The 20,131-nt window shown below is 68.4% G+C and carries 16 protein-coding genes; all 16 read right to left on the reverse strand.

The features are described 5' to 3' along the window. Positions 1-972: a D-alanine--D-alanine ligase gene (locus BM133_RS27950; protein WP_093441346.1), complete on the reverse strand. Its 972-nt coding sequence runs from the start codon at positions 970-972 to the stop codon at positions 1-3. After that, positions 969-2,450 (reverse strand): UDP-N-acetylmuramate--L-alanine ligase, encoded by a 1,482-nt coding sequence (murC, locus tag BM133_RS27955; RefSeq protein ID WP_093441348.1) that lies wholly within the window; start codon positions 2,448-2,450, stop codon positions 969-971. Before murC ends, BM133_RS27950 begins: the two co-directional genes overlap by 4 nt. A gap of 157 nt (positions 2,451-2,607) precedes the next feature. Further along, entirely contained in the window at positions 2,608-3,672 is a 1,065-nt protein-coding gene (gene murG, locus BM133_RS27960; protein ID WP_093441351.1) for an undecaprenyldiphospho-muramoylpentapeptide beta-N-acetylglucosaminyltransferase, read from the reverse strand. Continuing rightward, positions 3,669-4,967, reverse strand: a complete 1,299-nt coding sequence (gene ftsW, locus BM133_RS27965) for a putative lipid II flippase FtsW (protein WP_093441353.1) — start codon at positions 4,965-4,967, stop codon at positions 3,669-3,671. The genes murG and ftsW overlap by 4 nt, the downstream gene beginning before the upstream one ends. Further along, positions 4,964-7,201 (reverse strand): UDP-N-acetylmuramoyl-L-alanine--D-glutamate ligase, encoded by a 2,238-nt coding sequence (murD, locus tag BM133_RS27970; protein ID WP_093441356.1) that lies wholly within the window; start codon positions 7,199-7,201, stop codon positions 4,964-4,966. The genes ftsW and murD overlap by 4 nt, the downstream gene beginning before the upstream one ends. 13 nt (positions 7,202-7,214) lie before the next feature. Beyond that, entirely contained in the window at positions 7,215-8,393 is a 1,179-nt protein-coding gene (gene mraY / locus BM133_RS27975) for a phospho-N-acetylmuramoyl-pentapeptide-transferase (RefSeq protein WP_093441358.1), read from the reverse strand. Between the two features lie 22 nt (positions 8,394-8,415). Further along, entirely contained in the window at positions 8,416-9,855 is a 1,440-nt protein-coding gene (gene murF / locus BM133_RS27980) for a UDP-N-acetylmuramoyl-tripeptide--D-alanyl-D-alanine ligase (RefSeq protein ID WP_093441361.1), read from the reverse strand. Then, positions 9,852-11,414 carry a UDP-N-acetylmuramoyl-L-alanyl-D-glutamate--2,6-diaminopimelate ligase gene (locus BM133_RS27985; RefSeq protein ID WP_093441363.1) on the reverse strand — a complete coding sequence of 521 codons (1,563 nt, stop codon included), beginning with the start codon at positions 11,412-11,414 and terminating at the stop codon, positions 9,852-9,854. Before BM133_RS27985 ends, murF begins: the two co-directional genes overlap by 4 nt. A 2-nt stretch (positions 11,415-11,416) precedes the next feature. After that, on the reverse strand, positions 11,417-13,171 hold the full coding sequence (locus tag BM133_RS27990; protein ID WP_093441366.1) for a peptidoglycan D,D-transpeptidase FtsI family protein: 1,755 nt from the start codon (positions 13,169-13,171) through the stop codon (positions 11,417-11,419). Then, complete coding sequence (gene ftsL / locus BM133_RS27995; protein WP_093441368.1) at positions 13,168-13,515, reverse strand: cell division protein FtsL; 348 nt, start codon at positions 13,513-13,515, stop codon at positions 13,168-13,170. The genes BM133_RS27990 and ftsL overlap by 4 nt, the downstream gene beginning before the upstream one ends. A gap of 1 nt (position 13,516) precedes the next feature. Continuing rightward, complete coding sequence (rsmH, locus tag BM133_RS28000; protein WP_093441371.1) at positions 13,517-14,440, reverse strand: 16S rRNA (cytosine(1402)-N(4))-methyltransferase RsmH; 924 nt, start codon at positions 14,438-14,440, stop codon at positions 13,517-13,519. An 8-nt stretch (positions 14,441-14,448) separates the two neighbouring features. Beyond that, on the reverse strand, positions 14,449-14,877 hold the full coding sequence (gene mraZ / locus BM133_RS28005; RefSeq protein WP_093442007.1) for a division/cell wall cluster transcriptional repressor MraZ: 429 nt from the start codon (positions 14,875-14,877) through the stop codon (positions 14,449-14,451). Between the two features lie 271 nt (positions 14,878-15,148). After that, the gene (gene hslU / locus BM133_RS28010; RefSeq protein ID WP_093441374.1) at positions 15,149-16,477 is read right to left on the reverse strand and encodes an ATP-dependent protease ATPase subunit HslU; all 1,329 of its coding nucleotides are present in this window, start codon (positions 16,475-16,477) and stop codon (positions 15,149-15,151) included. Positions 16,478-16,479: 2 nt separating this feature from the next. Further along, entirely contained in the window at positions 16,480-17,025 is a 546-nt protein-coding gene (gene hslV, locus BM133_RS28015) for an ATP-dependent protease subunit HslV (protein WP_093442010.1), read from the reverse strand. Between the two features lie 52 nt (positions 17,026-17,077). Continuing rightward, complete coding sequence (locus BM133_RS28020; RefSeq protein WP_093441376.1) at positions 17,078-18,742, reverse strand: STAS domain-containing protein; 1,665 nt, start codon at positions 18,740-18,742, stop codon at positions 17,078-17,080. A 48-nt stretch (positions 18,743-18,790) separates the two neighbouring features. Beyond that, a complete protein-coding gene (dksA, locus tag BM133_RS35805) occupies positions 18,791-19,417 on the reverse strand; it encodes an RNA polymerase-binding protein DksA (protein WP_093441379.1) in 627 nt (208 codons plus the stop codon). Between the last annotated feature and the right edge of the window lie 714 nt (positions 19,418-20,131).

The raw sequence follows: 20,131 nt of genomic DNA on the forward strand, positions 1-20,131 counted from the left end.
CTATTGCGCGCCTCCCTTTGCATCCAGCGAGGCGGAGGCCAGCACGCGCAGGCACAGCTCTTCGTAAGGAATGCCGGCCGCGCGCGCGGACATCGGCACCAGCGAATGGCTGGTCATGCCGGGCGAGGTGTTCATCTCGAGCAGGAAGGGCTTGCGGTCGCTGGCGCGGATCATCACGTCGGCGCGGCCCCAGCCGCGGCAGCCGAGCGTGTGGTACGCGGCCAGCGTGATGCGCTGGATCTCGTGCTCCTCGTCGGCCGGCAGGCCGCTCGGGCACTGGTACTTCACGTCGTCGGTGAAGTACTTGTTCTGGTAGTCGTAGGCGCCCTCGGGGGCGGCGATGCGCACCACCGGGAGCGCGCGCGCGTCGAGCCCCTGGCCGAGCACGGCACAGGTCACTTCCTCGCCTTCGATGAACTCCTCGCAGAGCACGTCGGCGTCGTATTTCGCGGAGAGCGTGACGGCGTCCTGCATCTGCGAATACCCCTCCACCTTCGTCACGCCGATGGACGAGCCCTCGCGCGGCGGCTTCACGATCAGCGGCAGGCCCAGCACGTCGGGCACCACCATGACCTGCTCGCGGCTTTGCTGGTCGAAGGCCAGGCGCACGTACTTGGGCGTGGGCAGGCCGTCGGCCTGCCAGATGCGCTTGGTCATGACCTTGTCCATCGCCACGCTCGATGCCATGACGCCAGAGCCGGTGTAGGGAATGCCCAGCAGCTCGAGCGCGCCCTGCACCGTGCCGTCTTCGCCGTGGCGACCGTGCAGCGCAACGAAGCAGAGCGCAAAGCCTTCGCGTTTCAGTTCGACCAGTTCGCGCTCGGACGGATCGAAGGCATGCGCATCGACGCCGCGCGAACGCAGCGCTTCGAGCACGCCGGTGCCCGACATCAGCGAGACCTCGCGTTCGGCCGAACTGCCGCCGAACAGCACGGCGACCTTGCCGAAGAGTTTTGGATCCTGAAGGCTCACGATGCCCTCCCCTTGCGCGAGGCGCGCTGCGATGTTGTTGACGATGGTGCGGCAGTCGATGCCGCTGCCGGTGCGGCCGCGCCGCCGAGCTCGACCACCTTGCCCGGCACCGCGCCGATGGAGCCTGCGCCCATGGACAGCACGACGTCGCCCGCACGGGCGTTGTCCAGGATGGCCTGCGGCATGGCCACGATGTCGTCGACGAACACGGGCTCGACCTTGCCGGCCACGCGCAGCGCGCGCGCCAGCGTGCGGCCGTCGGCCGCCACGATGGGCGCCTCGCCCGCGGCATAGACCTCGCCGAGCAGCACCGAATCGGCCGTGCCGATGACCTTCACGAAGTCCTCGAAGCAGTCGCGGGTGCGGGTGTAGCGGTGCGGCTGGAAGGCCAGCACCAGCCGGCGGCCCGGGAACGCGCCGCGCGCGGCGGCAATGGTGGCCGCCATCTCGACCGGGTGGTGGCCGTAGTCGTCGATCACGGTGAAGCTGCCCGCATCGCCCGGCACGCGCACTTCGCCGTAGCTCTGGAAGCGGCGGCCCACGCCCTTGAAACCGGCCAGGCCGCGTTGCACCGCCTCGTCGGGAATGCCCAGCTCCACGGCCACCGCGATCACCGACAGCGCATTGCGCACGTTGTGCTCACCGGGCAGGTTCAGCACGATGGGCAGGTCCGGCAGCGTCACGCCGTTGCGGCGCTGCGCGGTGAAATGCATCTGGCCGCCGACGGCGCGCACGTCGATCGCGCGCACCTGCGCGTCCTCGCCGAAGCCGTAGCTGGTGACTGGGCAGGTGACGTCGGCCACGATGTCGCGCACCGCCGGATCGTCGGTGCAGAGAATGGCCACGCCGTAGAACGGCATGCGGTGCAGGAAGTCGACGAAGGCCTTCTTGAGCTTCGCGAAGTCGTGCCCGTAGGTCTCCATGTGGTCGGCGTCGATGTTCGTGACCACCGCCATCACGGGCAGCAGGTTCAGGAACGAGGCGTCCGACTCGTCGGCCTCCACCACGATGTAGTCGCCGCTGCCCAGTTGCGCGTTCGCGCCGGCGCTGTTCAGGCGCCCGCCGATCACGAAGGTCGGGTCGAGCCCCGCCGCGTCGAGCACGCTCGCCACGAGGCTGGTGGTGGTGGTCTTGCCATGCGTGCCGGCGATCGCGATGCCTTGCTTCAAGCGCATCAGCTCGGCCAGCATCAGCGCGCGCGGCACGACCGGAATGCGCTTCTCGCGCGCGGCCAGCACCTCGGGGTTGTCCGACTGCACCGCGGTGGAGGTGACGACCGCGTCGGCGCCGTCGATGTGCGCGGCCGCATGGCCCACGAAGGTGCCGATGCCCAGGCCCGCGAGCCGGCGCAGCGTGGCGCTGTCGGACAAATCGGAGCCGGTGATCCTGTAGCCCAGGTTGAGCAGCACCTCGGCGATGCCGCTCATGCCCGAGCCGCCGACGCCGACGAAATGAATATGGCGGATCGCATGCTTCATACGCGGCCTCCATTCATCGGCGATGAGAATTGCGTGGCGAGCGCAGCGAGGCCCGTTCGTGAGACACCGCGGAACCGGCTTTGCCGGGCCGGTGGTGTCGCCCCCGGCGAGGGGGTTGGCGAAGCGACACGAAGTGCGCGAAGACTGGGGGAGTGCGTCATCTTGCAAGCTCCTCGCAAGCGCGGACCACCGCTTCCACGGCTTCGGTCTTCTGCATGGTCTTGGCCTTGGCGGCCTTCTCGATCAGCGCGGGGCGCTCGGTTTTCTGTAGCAAATCAGCCAGCAATTCAGGAGTGAGGTCGGCCTGCTGCACCAGCCAGCCGCCGCCCGCGTCCACGAGGAAGCGCGCGTTGGTGGTCTGGTGGTCGTCGACCGCCGAGGGGAAAGGCACGAACAGCGCTGCTGCGCCGACGGCCGCGATTTCTGTGACGGTGCTGGCACCGGCGCGCGCGACGATGATGTCCGCGTCGGCATAGGCCTGCGCGGTGTCTTCGATGAACGGCGTGAGTTCGCCTTCGACGCCCGCGGCCGTGTAGTTGGCGCGCAGCTCGTCGATCTGCTTGCTGCCGCTCTGGTGCAGCACCTGCGGGCGCGTGGCCGGCTCGATGCGGGCCAGCGCCTGCGGCACCACGGTGTTGAGGCCGCGCGCGCCGAGGCTGCCGCCCACGACGAGCAGCTTGAGCGGACCGGTGCGGCCCGCGAAACGCGTGGCCGGATCGGGCTGCGACGTGAACGCCGCGCGCAGCGGGTTGCCCACCCATTGCGCCTTCTTCAGCACATTGGGGAAGGCGGTGAACACGCGGTCGGCCACGCCCGCCAGCACCTTGTTGGCCAGGCCCGCGACCGAGTTCTGCTCGTGCAGCACCAGCGGCTTGTTGAGCAGCACGCCCATCATTCCGCCCGGAAAGGTGATGTAGCCGCCCAGGCCCACCAGCACGTCGGGCTTCACGCGGCGCACCACGCGAAAGCTCTGCCAGAAGGCGCGCAGCAGCTTCAACGGCAGCAGGAGCAATGTGAGCGGGCCCTTGCCGCGCACGCCGCCGAACTGCACCGGCTCGAACGCGAAGCCACGCGGCGGCACGAGCTTTTCTTCCATGCTGCCGGGCGCGCCCAGCCAGTGCACGCGCCAGCCGCGCTCGCGCAAGGCCTCGGCCACGGCAAGGCCCGGGAAGATGTGGCCGCCGGTGCCGCCGGCCATGACGAGTGCGGTGCGCCCAGTCATACGCGGCCTCCGCGCATGAGAACCCGGTTCTCGTAGTCGATGCGCAGCACGATCGCCAGCGCGATCATGTTCATCAGGATGGCCGAGCCGCCGAAGCTCATCAGCGGCAGGGTCAGGCCCTTGGTCGGCAGCGCGCCGAGGTTCACGCCCATGTTGATGAAGGTCTGGAAGCCCAGCCACACGCCGACGCCTTGAGCGACCAGGCCCGAGAACACCCGGTCCAGCGCGATTGCCTGGCGGCCGATGTGCATGACGCGGCGGGTCAGCCAGAGGAAGAGGCCGATGATCAGCAGCACGCCGACGAGGCCGAACTCCTCGCCGATCACGGCGAGCAGGAAGTCGGTATGCGCCTCGGGGAGCCAGTGCAGCTTCTCGACGCTGCCGCCCAGGCCCACGCCGAAGATCTCGCCGCGCCCGATGGCGATCAGCGAGTGCGACAGCTGGTAGCCCTTGCCCAGCGCGTGCTCCTCGCTCCACGGGTCCAGGTACGCGAAGATCCGCTCGCGGCGCCACGGGCTGCTCGCAACAATGGTGCCGAAGGCCACCACCACGAGCGCCGCGATCACGAAGAACATGCGCGCGTTCACGCCGCCCAGGAACAGGATGCCCATGGCGATCACCGCGATCACCATGAAGGCGCCCATGTCGGGCTCGGCCATCACCAGCATGCCGACCACCACCACCGCGATGCCCATCGGCAGCACGGCGCGGAAGAACCGCTCCTTGATCTCCATCTTGCGCACCATGTAGCTGGCGGCGTAGAGCACCATCGCGAGCTTGGCGAGCTCCGAGGGCTGGAAGCGCATGAAGCCCATCGGCAGCCAGCGGCGCGCGCCGTTCACGTTGATGCCGATGTGCGGAATGAGCACCGCCACCAGGAGCAGCAGCGAGGCCACGAAGAGCCAGGGCGCGGCGCGCTCCCAGGTCTTCATCGGGATCTGGAAGGCCAGCAGCGCGGCCATGAACGCGAACGCCACCGAGGCCGCATGCCGCGTGAGGAAGAACGAGGCGCTGTAGCCGGCGCGCGCGAAGCGCGGGTTGTCGGGCAGCGCAATGGAGGCCGAATACACCATCACCAGGCCCCAGGTCAGGAGCGCGACGGTGACCCACACCAGCGCCTGGTCGAAGCCCAGCACGCGCATCGGCGTGGCCTTGGTCTGCGAGATGCCGGCGCCGCCCAGGCGCACGGGCAGGTGCACGGGCAGCGAATCGATGCCGCTGCGGGCGCGCCTGAACCAGCCGCCGAAGCGGCTCGTGCGGGTGTCTGGCGTGGCGCCTGCAGCAGCGGAGTTCACAGCGTTTCCTCCGGGGACGAACCGTCGATCGACATGCCGCGCGGGTTGTCCGCGAGCGCCTGCACGACTTCGCGGAACACTTCCGCGCGGTGTTCGTAGTCGTTGAACATGTCGAAGCTCGCACAGGCCGGTGACAGCAGCACGGCATCGCCCGGGTTGGCGCGCGCGGCGGCGAGCCTCACGGCCTCTTCCATCGAGGCGGCATGCATCAGCGAGACACCGGTGTTCGCCAGCGCGGCTTCGATCAGCGGCGCATCGCGGCCGATCAGCACGACGGCGCGCGCGTGCTGGGCGACGGGCGCTGCGAGCGGCTCGAAGTCCTGGCCCTTGCCCTCGCCGCCGAGGATGACGACCACGCGGCGGTCTTCGCCCAGGCCATTCAGCGCGGCGACCGTCGCACCGACGTTGGTGCCCTTGCTGTCGTCGAAGTACTCGACGTCGTCGATCAGCGCGATGGGCTCCACGCGGTGCGGCTCGCCGCGGTATTCGCGCAGGCCGTAGAGCATCGGGCCGAGCGGGCAGTCGGCGGCGCTGGCCAGCGCGAGCGCGGCCAGTGCGTTCATGGCGTTGTGGCGGCCGCGGATGCGCAACGCGTCGGCGGGCATCAGGCGCTGGAAGAAGATTTCTTCCTCGACCACGGCGCCACGCTTGCGCTTCTGCGTTTCGTCGGCTTCGAGCGCGCGCACGAGCCAGGCGACGCCGTTGATGCGCTCGATGCCGTAGTCGCCCGGGCGCAGCGGCATCGTGCCGCCGAAGGTGACGTGCGCGCGGATCAGCGGGCGCTGCAGCTTCACGCGCACCGGCGGCGGCAGCATCGCCATCACGCCGGCGTCGTCGCGGTTGAGCACCAGCAGGCCTTGCGCGCCGAAGATGCGCGCCTTGGCCGCCGCGTAGGCCGGCATGTCGCCGTGCCAGTCGAGGTGGTCCTGCGTGAGGTTGAGCACGGTGGCGGCGGTCGGCTCGAAGCCCTGCACGCCGTCCAGCTGGAAGCTGGAGAGCTCCAGCACCCAGACATCGGGCAGCGTCCGGGCATCGATGTGCGCGGCCAGCGTGTCCAGCAGCGTCGGGCCGATGTTGCCGGCGACAGCCACGCTTTTGCCGGCGCGCTCGACCAGTTGGCCGGTGAGCGCGGTGACGGTGGTCTTGCCGTTGGTGCCGGTGATGGCGAGCACCGCGGGGGTGTAGCCCTTGGGTGCGGGCGGCTCCTCGATCGGCACCAGCGGGAGCTGGGCCGTCGGCTCTTCTTCCACCGCGGCGGACGCCGGGTTGGTGGCGGAGAGTTCGGCGATCTTGGCGACGAAGTCGGCGGCCTCGCGGGCGGCCGTGGGGACGTAGGGCTTGCCGGTAGCTGGCAGCCTGGAACCCGTGGCGGGTGCAACTGCCGGCGCCGATGCCGTCGATTCGGGTGCGGCGTCGGTCGCTTCGGCGGCCGGTGCGGCTGTTTCGGCGGCGGAGGCGGATTCCTCCGCGGGCGGGGAAAGCGGAACGCTCAGCGAGGGATCGCGCGGCATCGCCTCCGCCATCGCCGGGACTGTGGGCTCGGGTTCGGCGTCGGTCGCTTCCGTGCTTTCGGGTGCAGCAGCGGGCTCGGCAGCCGGCGCGGGCACTTCCGCCGTTTCCGTCGTTTCTGCGGCTTCGGGCACTTCGGTCGCGGCAGGCGCGACCGCGTCGGCTTCTGCCTGTTCGGTGACGGCGGGCACTTCGGGGGCGGCCGGGATTTCGGCCACTTCGGCAGCATCGGCAGGCGTGGCTTCCGTCGGCTCGACGGTCAAGGCCAGTTCAGCCTGCGCGTCGGGCAGCACGGGCTCAGGTTCTGCGGGCGTTTCCGCCGCCGGCGCTTGCGCCGCTTCGGGCTCGGCCTCGGCGATTTCCACTACCGGCACTTCGACCGTCCGCAAATCCAGCAGCGCGCGCGCGAAGAGATCCAGCTCGCCGCCGACCGTGAGGCCCACGGCCCGCGCCGCGTCGACGACCGGCGCAATGGTCGCGGGCGCGAGGCCCGGCGAGCGGTACACCGCGCGAATGGCCGTGCCTTCGATCAGCGCGGCCGAGAACGGCCCGCCGATGAACGTCACCCCGGGCAACTCCGCCTGCAGCGTCACGAGCGCGGCGGGCGCCTCGCGCGTGTCCGCCACGGTCACGACCGCACCGTGGCGCGCGCACCAGCGCGTCATCGCCAACCCGGACGCACCGAGGCCGAGGATGAGGACGGGGAGGTCTTTCAGATGCCGCATGTGCTTTTTCTTCTCACCGCAGCTTCAGCGTCGAAAGGCCCACGAGGCACAGGAGCATCGTGATGATCCAGAAGCGCACCACGACCTGCGTCTCGCGCCAGCCGCTCTTCTCGAAGTGGTGGTGCAGCGGTGCCATCTTGAGCACGCGCCGGCCCTCGCCGTAGCGCTTCTTCGTGTACTTGAAGTACATGACCTGCGCCATCACCGAGATCGCCTCGACCACGAAGATGCCGCCCATGATGAAGAACACGATCTCCTGGCGCACGATGACCGCGATGGTGCCCAGCGCGCCGCCGAGCGCGAGCGCGCCCACGTCGCCCATGAAGACCTGCGCCGGATGCGTGTTGAACCAGAGGAACGCCAGGCCCGCGCCAGCCATCGCCGAGCAGAACACCAGCAACTCGCCCGAGCCCGGGATGTTGGGGAACAGCAGGTACTTGGAGTACACCGCGCTGCCCGTGACGTAGGCGAACACGCCCAGCGCCGAGCCCACCATCACCACCGGCATGATCGCCAGGCCGTCCAGGCCGTCGGTCAGGTTGACCGCGTTGCTCGCGCCCACGATCACCAGGTATGTGAGGATCACGAAGCCGATGCCGCCCAGCGGATAGCTCACTTCCTTGAAGAAGGGGACCAGGAGGTTGATCTTGGGCGGAAAGTCAAGGTCGAACCCCGACTGCACCCAGGCGAAGAACAGCTGCAGCACGCGCCAGTTGGAGCTTTCTGAAATGCTGAAGAGCAGGTAGAAGCCCGCGAGCAGGCCGACCACCGACTGCCAGAAATACTTCTCGCGCGAGCGCATGCCCTCGGGGTCCTTGCGCACCACCTTGCGCCAGTCGTCGACCCAGCCGATGGCGCCGAAACCCATCGTCACCCACAGCACGATCCACACGAAGCGGTTGGAAATGTCGAACCACAGGAGCGTGGCGAAGGCGATGGCGAACAGCACCAGCACGCCGCCCATGGTGGGCGTGCCGCTCTTGGTGAGGTGCGTTTCCATGCCGTAGCCGCGAATCGGCTGGCCGATCTTGAGCGCGGCGAGGCGGCGGATCACGTAGGGGCCGGCCACCAGGCCGACCACGAGCGCGGTCACCGCAGCCATCAGCGCGCGGAAGGTGAGGTACTGGAAGACGCGCAGAAACCCGAACTCGGGCGAGAGCGTCTGCAGCCATTGGGCGAGGGTCAGCAGCATGGTGTATCGCGCGGCTCATGCGTCATGACCGGCCTCCTTTTGTTGTTTTGGGGTGTGACTGGGCGAGATCGCCAATCGCCTGCACCACGCGCTCCATCTTCATGAAGCGCGAGCCCTTCACCAGTACGCTGCCGACCAGCGGCAGGCGCGCCAGCACGGCGGCGTGCAGTGCGTCGTAGTCGCCGAAATGACGGCCGTTGTCCGCATCCCCGAAGGCCGCGACGGTGTGCGCGGTCTCCGTGCCGAGCGTGTAGACGGCCTCGATGCCGCGCTGCCTTGCCCAGGCGCCGACCTCGGCGTGGAACTCGGGCGCGCGGTCGCCCACCTCGCCCATGTCGCCGAGCACCAGGAGACGCGGACCGGGCAGGCCCGCGAGCACGTCGATGGCGGCGATCACGGAATCGGGGTTGGCGTTGTAGCTGTCGTCCACCAGCGTGAGCGTGTGCTTGTTCGACAGCACGACTTCGCTGGCCCTGGAGCGGCCCTTGACCGGCTCGAAGGCCGACAGGCCGATGGCGATGCGCTCGATCGGCACGCCCGCGGCGAGCGCGCAGGCGGTGGCCGCCAGCGCGTTGCCCACGTTGTGGCGGCCGGCGATGTGCAGTTGCGCGTCGAAGGCGCCCAGCGGCGTGCGGATGCGCACGGCCCAGGCGCCCTGCTTCCATTCGGCGCTGTCCAGCGAGATGTCGGCGCCCGCGTCTTCGCCGAAGGTCATGCAGCGGCGGGAACCTCCGTCGTGCGCCATGTCGGTCCACAGCGGCGTGAAGGTGTCGCCATACGGGAAGACAGCCGTGCCGTCGTCGGGCAGCACCGCGAACACGGCGGCGTTCTCGATGGCGACCGCCTCGACGGTGGCCATGAATTCCTGGTGCTCGCGCTGGGCGTTGTTGACCAGCGCGATGGTCGGGCGCGAGATGGCGGCCAGCCGCGCGATCTCGCCCGGATGGTTCATGCCCAGCTCCAGCACCGCGTGCTGGTGGCGCGCCCGCAGGCGCAGCAGCGTGAGCGGCACGCCGATCTCGTTGTTGAAGTTGCCGGCCGTGGCCAGCGCGCGGTCGGCACGGAAGGCGACGAGGATCGCCGCGATCATCTGCGTGACGGTGGTCTTGCCGTTGCTGCCGGTGACGGCGATGAGCGGCAATTCGAACTGCGCGCGCCAGCCCGCGCCGAGCGCGCCGAGCGCCGCCAGCGAGTCGGGTACTTCGAGGCCCGCGAGGCCGGCGGCTTCGAGGCCGTGATGGGCGATGGCCGCGACTGCGCCCTGCTCCCTGGCCTGCGCCAGGAAATCGTTCGCGTCGAAACGTTCGCCCTTGAGCGCGACGAACAGGTCGCCCTGCGCCAGCGTGCGGGTGTCGGTGTGCACGCGCGCGATGACCGTCGCCGGGTCGCCCACGAGGCGCGAACCGGGAATCCATTGCTGGGCCTGGGCGAGCGTCAGGTCGAGCGGCGTCATATCGCTCATGCCGCACCTCGTTTCGTCAGCGCATCCATTGCATGGGCCCTGTCGGAGAACGGCAGGCGCTGGCCCGCGATTTCCTGCCAGGCCTCGTGGCCCTTGCCGGCGATCAGCACCACGTCTTCTGGCGCGGCCTGCGCGATCGCATCGGCGATGGCGGCGGCGCGGTCGGGCTGCACCTGGGCAGCGTCGGAGCGCGAGAAGCCGCGCAGCACCTGGCTGATGATCGCGTCGGGCTTTTCGCTGCGCGGGTTGTCGCTGGTCACGACGACGTGGTCGGCCTGGCGCTCGGCGACGGCGGCCATCATCGGGCGCTTGATCGGGTCGCGGTCGCCGCCGCAGCCGAACAGGCACCAGAGCGCGCCGCCGCGCTGCTGCGCCAGCGGGCGCAGGCCGGCGAGCGCCTTGTCGAGGGCGTCGGGCGTGTGCGCGTAGTCGACGACCGCGAGCGGCGCATGGCCGCCGATGCTCACGCGCTCCATGCGGCCCGGCACGCTCGTGAGATTGGCGCAAGCCGCCACCGCCTGCGACAGCGAAAGCCCCAGCGCGCGCAGCGTACCCAGCACGCCGAGCAGATTGGCCACGTTGTACTGGCCGATGAGGCCGGTGGACAGACGCTCGACCGACGCGGTGCCGTGCTCGGCCACCGAGAACTGCAGGCCCTGCGCGTCGTAGCCGATGTCGCGCGCCACGAGGCGCGCCGCCTTGCCGCCGGCTGACACCGTCCAGACGTCGAGCGCGCCGATGCCGGCGTCCACGAGGTTGGCGCACAGGCTGGCGCCGTGCATGTCGTCGATGTTGATGACCGCGGCGCGCAGGCCCGGCCAGCGGAACAGCTCGGCCTTGGCTTCCCAGTAGGCATCCATGCTGCCGTGGTAGTCGAGGTGGTCCTGCGTGAAATTGGTGAAGACCGCGACCGCGATCCGCGCGCCGTCGAGCCGGCGTTCGGCGATGCCGATCGACGAGGCCTCGATGGCGCAGGCGCCGAAGCCGTGCGCGACCATGTCGCGCAATGCGCCCTGCATCATCACGGGGTCGGGCGTGGTGAGGCCGGTGTAGGTGAGCTCGGGCGGCACGCCGATGCCCAGCGTGCCCATCACGGCGCAGGGCGACGGCGCACCGCGCTCCATGGTGCCGTCGGGCCGCATCGCGCGAACGCCGCCGGCCGCACGCAGCGAGGAAAGCGATTCGGCCAGCCACCACGCGGTGGAGGTCTTGCCGTTGGTGCCGGTCACGGCCAGCACGTCGAGCAGCGCGGAGGGGTTGTCGTGGAAGGCCGAGGCGATCGGGCCGGTGGCCGCCTTCAGGCCCGGGTAGGCCGCGATGCGGTCGCTGTATTCACTTTGATCGAAGCCGAAGGCATCGACGCCTTCGTACTCGACCAGGCAGGCCGCGGCGCCCTGCGCCAGCGCGGCGGCCACGTGCTTGCGCCCGTCGGTCGCGGCACCGGGCCAGGCGATGAAGCCATCGCCCGCGCCCACCGGCCGGCTGTCGGCATGCAGCGCACCCTGCACGCGCGCCTTGAGCCACTGCGCGGCCAGTTGGGGAGATGTGAGTGTCAGCATGCTCAGAAGCTCTCGTCGACGCCCTGCGTCATCACAAGGGGTTTGACCGCCAGATCGGGCGCGACGTTCATCATGCGCAGCGTCTGCTGCACGACTTCGCTGAACACGGGCGCCGCGGCGACGCCGCCGAAATACTGGCCGTCGCTGGGCTCGTCGATCATCACCGCGACGATGATGCGCGGCTTCTCGATGGGCGCCATGCCGGTGAACCAGGCGCGGTACTTGTTGCTCGCGTAGCCCTTGCCGACCTGCTTGTGGGCCGTGCCCGACTTGCCGCCGACCGAGTAGCCGACCGTCTGCGCGCGCGTGCCGGTGCCGCCGGGGCCGGCGGCCATCTGCAGCATCTTGCGCACGGCCAGCGCGTTGGAGGGCGAGAACACCCGCACGCCGACCGGCGCCTCGGTGGTCTTCAGGATGGTGACGGGAATGATCGAGCCGTCGTGCGCGAACGAGGTGTACGAATGCGCCATCTGGAACAGCGACGCCGACAGGCCGTAGCCGTAGGCCATGGTGGCCTGCTCGACCGGCTTCCAGGTCTTCCACGGGCGCAGCCGCCCGGTGACCGCGCCGGGGAACTGGATCTGCGGCTTCTGGCCGTAGCCGAGCGCGGTGTAGGTGTCCCACATCTCGTGCGGGGTCATCTTCTGCGCGATCTTGAGCGCGCCGACGTTGCTCGACTTCTGGATCACGCCCTCGACCGTGAGCGTGCCGTAGTTGTGGGTGTCGCTGATGGTGAAGCCGCCGATCTGGTAGCGGCCGGGGCCGGTTTCGATGAGCGTGGAGGGCTTCACGCGGCCGGCTTCCAGCGCCATGCCGACGGTGATGGGCTTCATCGTCGAGCCGGGCTCGAAGGTGTCGGTGACGGCGCGGTTGCGCAGCTGTTCGCCGGTGAGATTCTGGCGCTTGTCGGGCACGTAGCTCGGATAGTTGGCCAGCGCCAGCACCTCGCCGGTGATGGAGTCGAGCACCACCACGCTGCCGGCCTTGGCCTTGCGCGCCGTCACCGCGTCGCGCAGCTTCTGGTAGGCGAAGAACTGCACCTTGCTGTCCACGCTCAGCTGGATGTCCTGGCCATCGAGCGGCGGCACGATGTCGCCCACGCCCTCGACCACGCGGCCCAGGCGGTCCTTGATGACGCGGCGCGAACCCGCCTTGCCGGCCAGTTCCTTGTTGAACGCAAGCTCGATGCCTTCCTGCCCGCTGTCTTCCACATTGGTGAAGCCGACCACGTGCGCGGCCGCCTCGCCCTCGGGGTACTGGCGCTTGTATTCCTTGCGCTGGTAGATGCCCTTCAGGTTCATCGCGGCGATCTGCTTGGCGATGGGCTCGTCGACCTGGCGCTTGATCCAGACGAAGGTCTTGTCCTCGTCCTGCAGCTTCTTGTCGAAATCCTTCTGCGGCATCTCCAGGAGCTTGGCCACCTGCTTGAGCTTGGCGCGCACCTCGGGGTCGTCGCGCTCGATGTCTTCCGGAATGGCCCAGATGCTGGGTGCCACCACGCTGGAGGCCAGGATGAGGCCGTTGCGGTCCAGGATGCGGCCGCGGTTGGCCGGCAGCTCCAGCGTGCGCGCAAAGCGCACCTCGCCCTGCCGCTGGAAGAAGCTGTTGTTGAAGACCTGCACATAGGCAGCCCGCGCCGCCAGCATGACGAAGCCGAAGGCGATGCCCGCGACAATGAACTTGCTGCGCCACACCGGCGTCTTGCTCGCGAGCAAGGGGCTGGTGGTGTAGCGCACGCTGCGGTCGCTGCGGCTCATCGTGCAGCCCCCCTGGCGGTGGTGGCGGCCGGCTTGGGCGGCGTCACCGGCGGCAGCGGCGCGACGGCCGGGATCACCGAGCCGTCCGGGCGCACGTACTGCGTGATGGCCGGCGTGGTGGTGCGCATCTGCAGCTGCTCCTTGGCGAGCTTCTCCACGCGCAGCGGGGTGGCCTGGGCGCGCTTCTCGACCTGCAGGCGGTCGTGGTCGGTCTCCAGGCGGCGGGCCTCCTGCTGCACGCGGTCCAGCTCGGTGTAGAGCTGGCGCGAGCGGTACTGCGTATGGACGAGATAGAGCGACGTCGCGATGACGGCCATCAGCAGGAGCAGGTTCAGGCGGGCCATGTCAGTTGGCCTCGGTGCGTTCCGCAACGCGCAGGATGGCGCTGCGCGAGCGCGGGTTGCCGCGCACTTCGTCTTCGGACGGCTTGATGCGATCGAGCGCGTTGAGCTTCATCACCTTGGGGGCAGCAAAAGGCGCCCGGCGGTCGTAGACCTCCTTGGAGTGCTTGGCGATGAACTGCTTGACGATGCGGTCTTCCAGCGAGTGGAAGCTGATCACCGCGAGCCGGCCGCCGGGCTGCAACACGGACAGGCTCGCCTCTAGCGCCTGTTGCAGCTCTTCAAGCTCGGCGTTGATGAAAATCCGAAAAGCCTGAAATGTGCGCGTTGCAGGGTTCTGGCCCTGCTCGCGGGTTTTGACCGTGCCAGCCACGAGCTCGGCCAGTTCGGTGGTGGTTGAAATTGCGCCCCGTTCTTGTCGGCGAGCAACAATCGCCTTTGCAATCTGAACAGCAAACCGTTCTTCGCCATAGTCACGGATCACCTCTGCAATCTGCTGAAGTTCGGCCGTTGCCAGCCAATCGGCCACGCTCTCGCCGCGCGTGGTGTCCATGCGCATGTCGAGCGGGCCGTCGAATCGAAAACTGAAGCCGCGCACCGGGTTGTCGATCTGCGGCGAACTCACGCCCAGGTCCATCAGCAAGCCGGCCACGCTGGCGTCGGGCAATTCGCCCAGCGAACGGAATCCCTGGTGCCGGATGGAAAAACGCGCATCCGAGATGCGCGCTGCTTCGGCCACCGCTTCCGCATCCTTGTCGAACGCGATCAGCCTGCCTTCCGGCGCCAGCCGCGCGAGGATCGCCCGCGCGTGTCCTCCGCGGCCGAAAGTTGCATCGACATAGGTGCCGGCGGCCGCCGCGCTGCCGGAAAGAAGGGCTTCCACCGCTTCGTTCAGCAAGACGGTCGTATGGGTCCATGGGGTGTTCACGTGGGTCCTCAGAACGCGAAGTCCTGAAACACATCCGGCATCTCGCCCTGGGTGGCCTCGGCCTCCTTGGCCTCGTAGGTGGCCTTGTCCCAGAGTTCGAAGTGGTTCCCCATGCCCAGGAGCAGCGTGTCGCGCGCGATGCCGGTGGCGGCGCGCAGCTCGGGCGAGACCAGGATGCGGCCGGTGCCGTCCATCTCCACGTCCATCGCGTTGCCGAGGAAAACGCGCTTCCACCATTGCGCCGACATCGGCAGCGCGGCGATGCGATCGCGGAATTTTTCCCATTCGGGACGGGGGAACACCATGAGGCACCCGTGCGGATGCTTGGTGATCGTGAGCTGGCCGCCTGCCGTCGCGCTCAGGACGTCACGGTGCCGGGTCGGCACGGAGAGCCGCCCCTTGGCATCCAGACTGAGCGATGAAGCGCCTTGAAACACGACCACGAACCCCTGTGTTGGGAGGTGCTGCAATACCCGAAAGGGGCACTATCCGCACTTTTTCCCACTTAACTGCACTTTTTTGCACTGTAGCAGGAAACACTTGGGGCGCAACTGGCCGTTGGTGGTATTTTTTGTAATGGAATCAACGACTTAGCGCCGATTCCAAAACCTCGGAATCGGCGAATTTCGTTGAAAATGAAGTACTTAGCTCACGCAGTGAAAGTAATGCGTGAAGCATTCCCCCGTTACAGGGGGAAGAGAAGCGGCTTCAGAGGATGAAGCGCGAAAGGTCTTCGTCGTGACTTAGTGCCGCGAGGCGCTCGTCGACGTAGGCGGCATCGATGCGGATCGTCTGACCCTCGATGCGGGCCGCGTCGAAGCTTACCTCATCGAGCAGGCGCTCCATCACGGTCGACAAACGGCGCGCGCCGATGTTCTCGGTGCGCTCGTTCACTTCGAAGGCAATGCTCGCCAGGCGGGTCACGCCATCGGGCTGGAAATCGAGCGTCACGCCCTCTGTCGCGAGCAGCGCCTGGTACTGCTTCACGAGCGATGCGCGGGTCTGCGTGAGGATGCTCTCGAAGTCCGACACCGAGAGCGACTGCAGCTCCACGCGAATCGGAAAGCGCCCCTGCAGCTCGGGGATCAGGTCGCTCGGCTTGCTCAGGTGGAACGCGCCGCTCGCGATGAACAGCATGTGGTCGGTGCGCACCACGCCGTACTTGGTGGTCACGGCCGTACCCTCCACCAGCGGCAGCAGGTCGCGCTGCACGCCCTGGCGCGACACATCGGAGCCCTGCGCTTCGCTGCGCGTGGCGACCTTGTCGATCTCGTCGATGAAGACGATGCCGTTCTGCTCGGCGTTGGTGATGGCCTGCGCGCGGATCTCGTCCTCGTTGACCAGCTTGGCCGCCTCCTCGTCGATCAAGAGGCGCAGCGCCTCGGCGATCTTGAGCTTGCGCGTCTTGCGCTTGCCGCCGCCCATCTGGCCGAACATGCCCCGCAGTTGCTCGGTCATCTCCTCCATGCCGGCAGGGCCCATGATCTCGAGCGGCGTGCGCGTTTCGGCCAGGTCGAGCTCGATTTCCTTGTCGTCCAGCTGGTGCTCGCGCAGCTTCTTGCGGAAGGCCTGGCGCGTGGGGTTGGGGGCGTCCAGCGCAGGCGTTGCGCCATCGGCGCCGCGCGCCGGGGGCAGCAACACGTCGAGGATGCGGTCTTCGGCAGCGTCTTCGGCGCGCGCACGCACCTTGGCGCTTTCGGATTCGCGGGTCTGCTTGACGGCGATTTCGGCGAGGTCGCGAATGATCGAATCGACGTCCTTCCCGACGTAGCCCACCTCGGTGAACTTGGTCGCCTCGACCTTGATGAAGGGCGCATCCGCCAGGCGCGCGAGGCGGCGGGCGATCTCGGTCTTGCCCACGCCCGTCGGGCCGATCATGAGGATGTTCTTCGGGGTGATCTCGCTGCGCAGCTTCTCCTCGACCTGCTGGCGGCGCCAGCGGTTGCGCAGGGCGATGGCCACGGCGCGCTTGGCGGCCGGCTGCCCGACGATGTGGTTGTCGAGCTCGGAGACGATTTCCTGGGGGGTCATGGACATGGTCAGAGCGCTTCCACCGTGTGGTTCATGTTCGTGTAAATGCAGATTTCTCCGGCGATCGCCAGCGATTTGCGCACGATCTGCTCGGCCGAAAGGTCGGTGTTGTCGAGCAGCGCCTTGGCCGCCGACTGCGCATACGCACCGCCCGAACCGATGGCGATCACGCCGTCTTCGGGCTCCAGCACGTCGCCGTTGCCGGTGATGATGAGCGAGGTGGTGGCGTCCGCCACGGCCAGCATGGCTTCCAGCTTGCGCAGCACGCGGTCGGTGCGCCAGTCCTTGGTGAGCTCGACCGCCGCGCGGGTGAGGTGCCCCTGGTGCTTTTCGAGCTTGGCCTCGAAGCGCTCGAAAAGCGTGAAGGCGTCGGCGGTGGCGCCGGCAAAGCCGGCCAGCACCTTGCCGTGATAGAGCCGCCGCACTTTGCGCGCCGTGCCCTTGATGACGATATTGCCGAGAGTGACCTGCCCGTCCCCGCCGATGGCGACCTGATCGCCTTGGGGGGTCTTGCGGCGCACGCTCACGATGGTGGTGCCGTGAAACTGTTCCATCGCAGCCATCTGGGGATGGCCGATGGCAATGCAACCCCGAAACAGGGCGGTTTCAGTTCTTTCGAACGGCTACGGTTGCGTGGTCCGCAATGCCCACGAGGCCGAACAGCGCGGCGATCAGCCGATGCGCATCGACGAACTGCACCCGCTCGCCATTGGCGTCCCGCGCCCGCACCCAGCTCAGCAGCGTGCCGGCGGCCGCCAGGTCCATGCGCAGCAGCGCAGCGCACGAAATGACGGGCGCCGTGGTGTGCCGCAGGTCCGTGTCCAGCCGCTGCCAGGAGGACAGCGATTCGCCCCGCAGGTCGCCCGCCAGCGCGGCAAAGCCGGTGTCGTGCGAAGGGAAGCTCTCGGATTCGGCGCTCGACAGCAGCGACCACACCGAACCGCCGCGGCTCGGCGGCGGCGCGGCGAGCGCAGTGCATTCGCCCTGCGGGTCCTGCCAGGACGGCGGCGACACCTCGTAGGTGATGCAGTAGTTGAGCGCCACCAGCTCGAAATCGTCGGGCAGGTGCATCACCCGCAGCGCGGCCAGGTGCAACTGCCACCACACGTCGTCGGTGCCGCGCTCGTTGTTGGGCGCCGCCTCGGCCAGCACCGCCAGCAGTTGCGCGGTGCCGATGAAGCGCAGCTTGACCGGCGAATCGGCCCAGTGGGTCAGCAGCACGCGCAAGGGCGCAGCCGCTTCGAGTTCGATGGCGGTCAGCGAGCGCCAGTCGAGCGTCCAGACCGAACCGGCCTGCGACAGCGCGCGCGTGAGGCTCATCAGCCCGTCGCGAGCCAGGCGCGCGGGGCTGTTCCAGTCGGCCAGGGCGCCGCCGTCACCGCCCTGCTCGGCGTCTTCGCTGGCGGTCACCGCCTTCACGCTGCGTGCCAGCTCTTCGAGCGAGACCCAATCGGGGCCCATGCGCTTCATGCGCTGCGCGTAGCGCATGCGGGCGGCCGCGAACTTGGCGGCGTCGCCGGTGGCGCGGTACAGGTCGAACAGGGTGCGCCAGCGGCTGTCGTCGCGCTCGGCCGCGGCGTCGTTCTCGCCTTCGGTGCCCGGCGGGGTGTCGGAGGCCAGGGCCTGTAGCAGGATGGCCTCGGCGCCCGCATCGTCGCCGTGCGCGAAGCGGATCACCGCCTCTTCCATCGCGCCGTCGTGCGCGAGCCGGGAGGACAGCAGCGGCGGCGCACCGCCGGTGCCTGCGGCCGCACCCGCGGCTTCGACGGGCGCCACCGCCGCCACCGCGCGATGCACGGGAGGCGGCTGGAGCAGATCGTCCACATGCACGGGCGGCAGCGTCTCGGCGCCGGCATCGGGCGGCGGGTTGACCAGCGTTTCGCCGTTCGGGCCGCGGCCCTTCCACCATTGCTGCGACATCTGCTCTTCGATCTCGTCGATCTTCTTGAGCGTGAGCGCGCGGCCCTCGGACTTTTCCGAGGAGCTGTTGATGTTGAACGACGAGGGCGTGACCGTCGCCTCGAAGGCGTGGGCCGCCGCCTCGCGCTGGCGCAGCTTGCGCAGCATGTCGAACTCGCGCCGGCGCACGAAATCGTTGCGCTGGCGCCGCTCGATCATCTCCTTGAGCATCTCCCGGCTGTAGGTCTGCTCGGGCAGCGAGGAGTCCGACGTCGCGGCGGAAGGCGCATCCAGCTCCGACCAATCCTTGAGCGGATTGCGGACAAACTTGGCCACCTTCGAAAAAAGGCGGCCCGATTCTTCCTTTGGCATTCGGCGAAGACTATCGAGCGGGCTGGTTTTTATCTACCGCGATGGCGTTCAATCCCCAAACATTTTCTGCTTGAGCTCGCGGCGCTGTTGCGCCTCGAGCGACAGCGTGGCAGTCGGGCGGGCCAGGAGGCGGCCGACGCCGATGGGCTCGCCGGTCTCGTCGCAGTAGCCGTAGTCGCCGGCGTCGATGCGCTGGATCGACTGCTCGATCTTCTTGAGCAGCTTGCGTTCGCGGTCGCGCGTGCGCAGTTCGAGGGCGTGTTCTTCCTCGATGGTGGCGCGGTCGGCCGGATCGGGCACGACCACGGTGTCCTCACGCAGGTGCTCGGTGGTCTCGCCGGCATTTTCCAGGATGCCGCGCTTGAGTTCGACGAGCTTCAGGCGGAAGAACGCCATCTGCTTTTCGTTCATGTACTCGGTGTCGGGCATCGCGATGACTTCGGCATCGGTCAGCTCGGCGGGCGACTTGGTCTTCCAGTTGTTCGCGAGCTTGGGGTCTTTCTTGACGGCCAGCGGCGGCGGCGGCACCAGCGCGGTGGACGGTGCTTGCGAGAAGCTGGACTTGGCGGCAGTCGACGCCACGGACTGCGGCATCGAGGGGACGGTCAGTTGCGACAGCCGGGACACACGGCCCCCACGCGCGGCGGGTGCGGGCGTGGCGGTTTGAGCGGGCATCGAGGGTGTCGCCGGGGCGGAAGAGGAGGCGGCAGCCGTTTTTTTCATGGGGATCGGGGGAGCGGAAGGAACGGCAGCAGGGCGGCCGACGGGTTTGGATGACGATGGACCCGTGCCTGCGGTCTTGGTTGCGGTTGCAGGCTTGGCGGGCTGGACGGACTTCTTTGTCGCAGCAGCAGCAACGGCCTTGACCGGTGGTGCTGCGGGCTTTTTGGACGCGCTTTTCTCCTTCGTTGCAGGCGCTTTCGCGGTGGCGGAAACCTTTTTCGCCGCGGGTACAGCCTTCGCAGCCGGCGCCTTCTTTGCGGCGGGCTTGGATGCTGGCGTGGCCTTGGCGGCGGGTTTCTTCACGGTGACTGGCTCCTTGGACGAACTGGAACGCGCTTTCACTGGGTGTCTCCTCCCATGGGAACCACTCGCAGCTTTCGTGCCGCGCGGGCTCCACGTTGTCGGGGTGCTCGCGAGTTGCGAACCCCGGGGTTATACCCCCGAAAGCCCTGCAGAAACCCGCGGCGCCCCGTGCCGGAAGTCACATCTCGTCCATCGAACGGGCTATGGCCACCGGAACAGGCGCGCGATTGTATAGAGAACTCGAATGCGCGGGCGATGTGTCTGCGTGACGTTCGCGTCCGTTAGCATCGGCCGGCGTCGCCGGAGGGGGTGACGCGAGGCCCGCCTTGCCCCTGGTCGGCGCGGGCCCATCCGATCATTCGA

This window comes from Variovorax sp. 770b2 (assembly GCF_900115685.1).
Lineage (GTDB): Bacteria > Pseudomonadota > Gammaproteobacteria > Burkholderiales > Burkholderiaceae_C > Variovorax.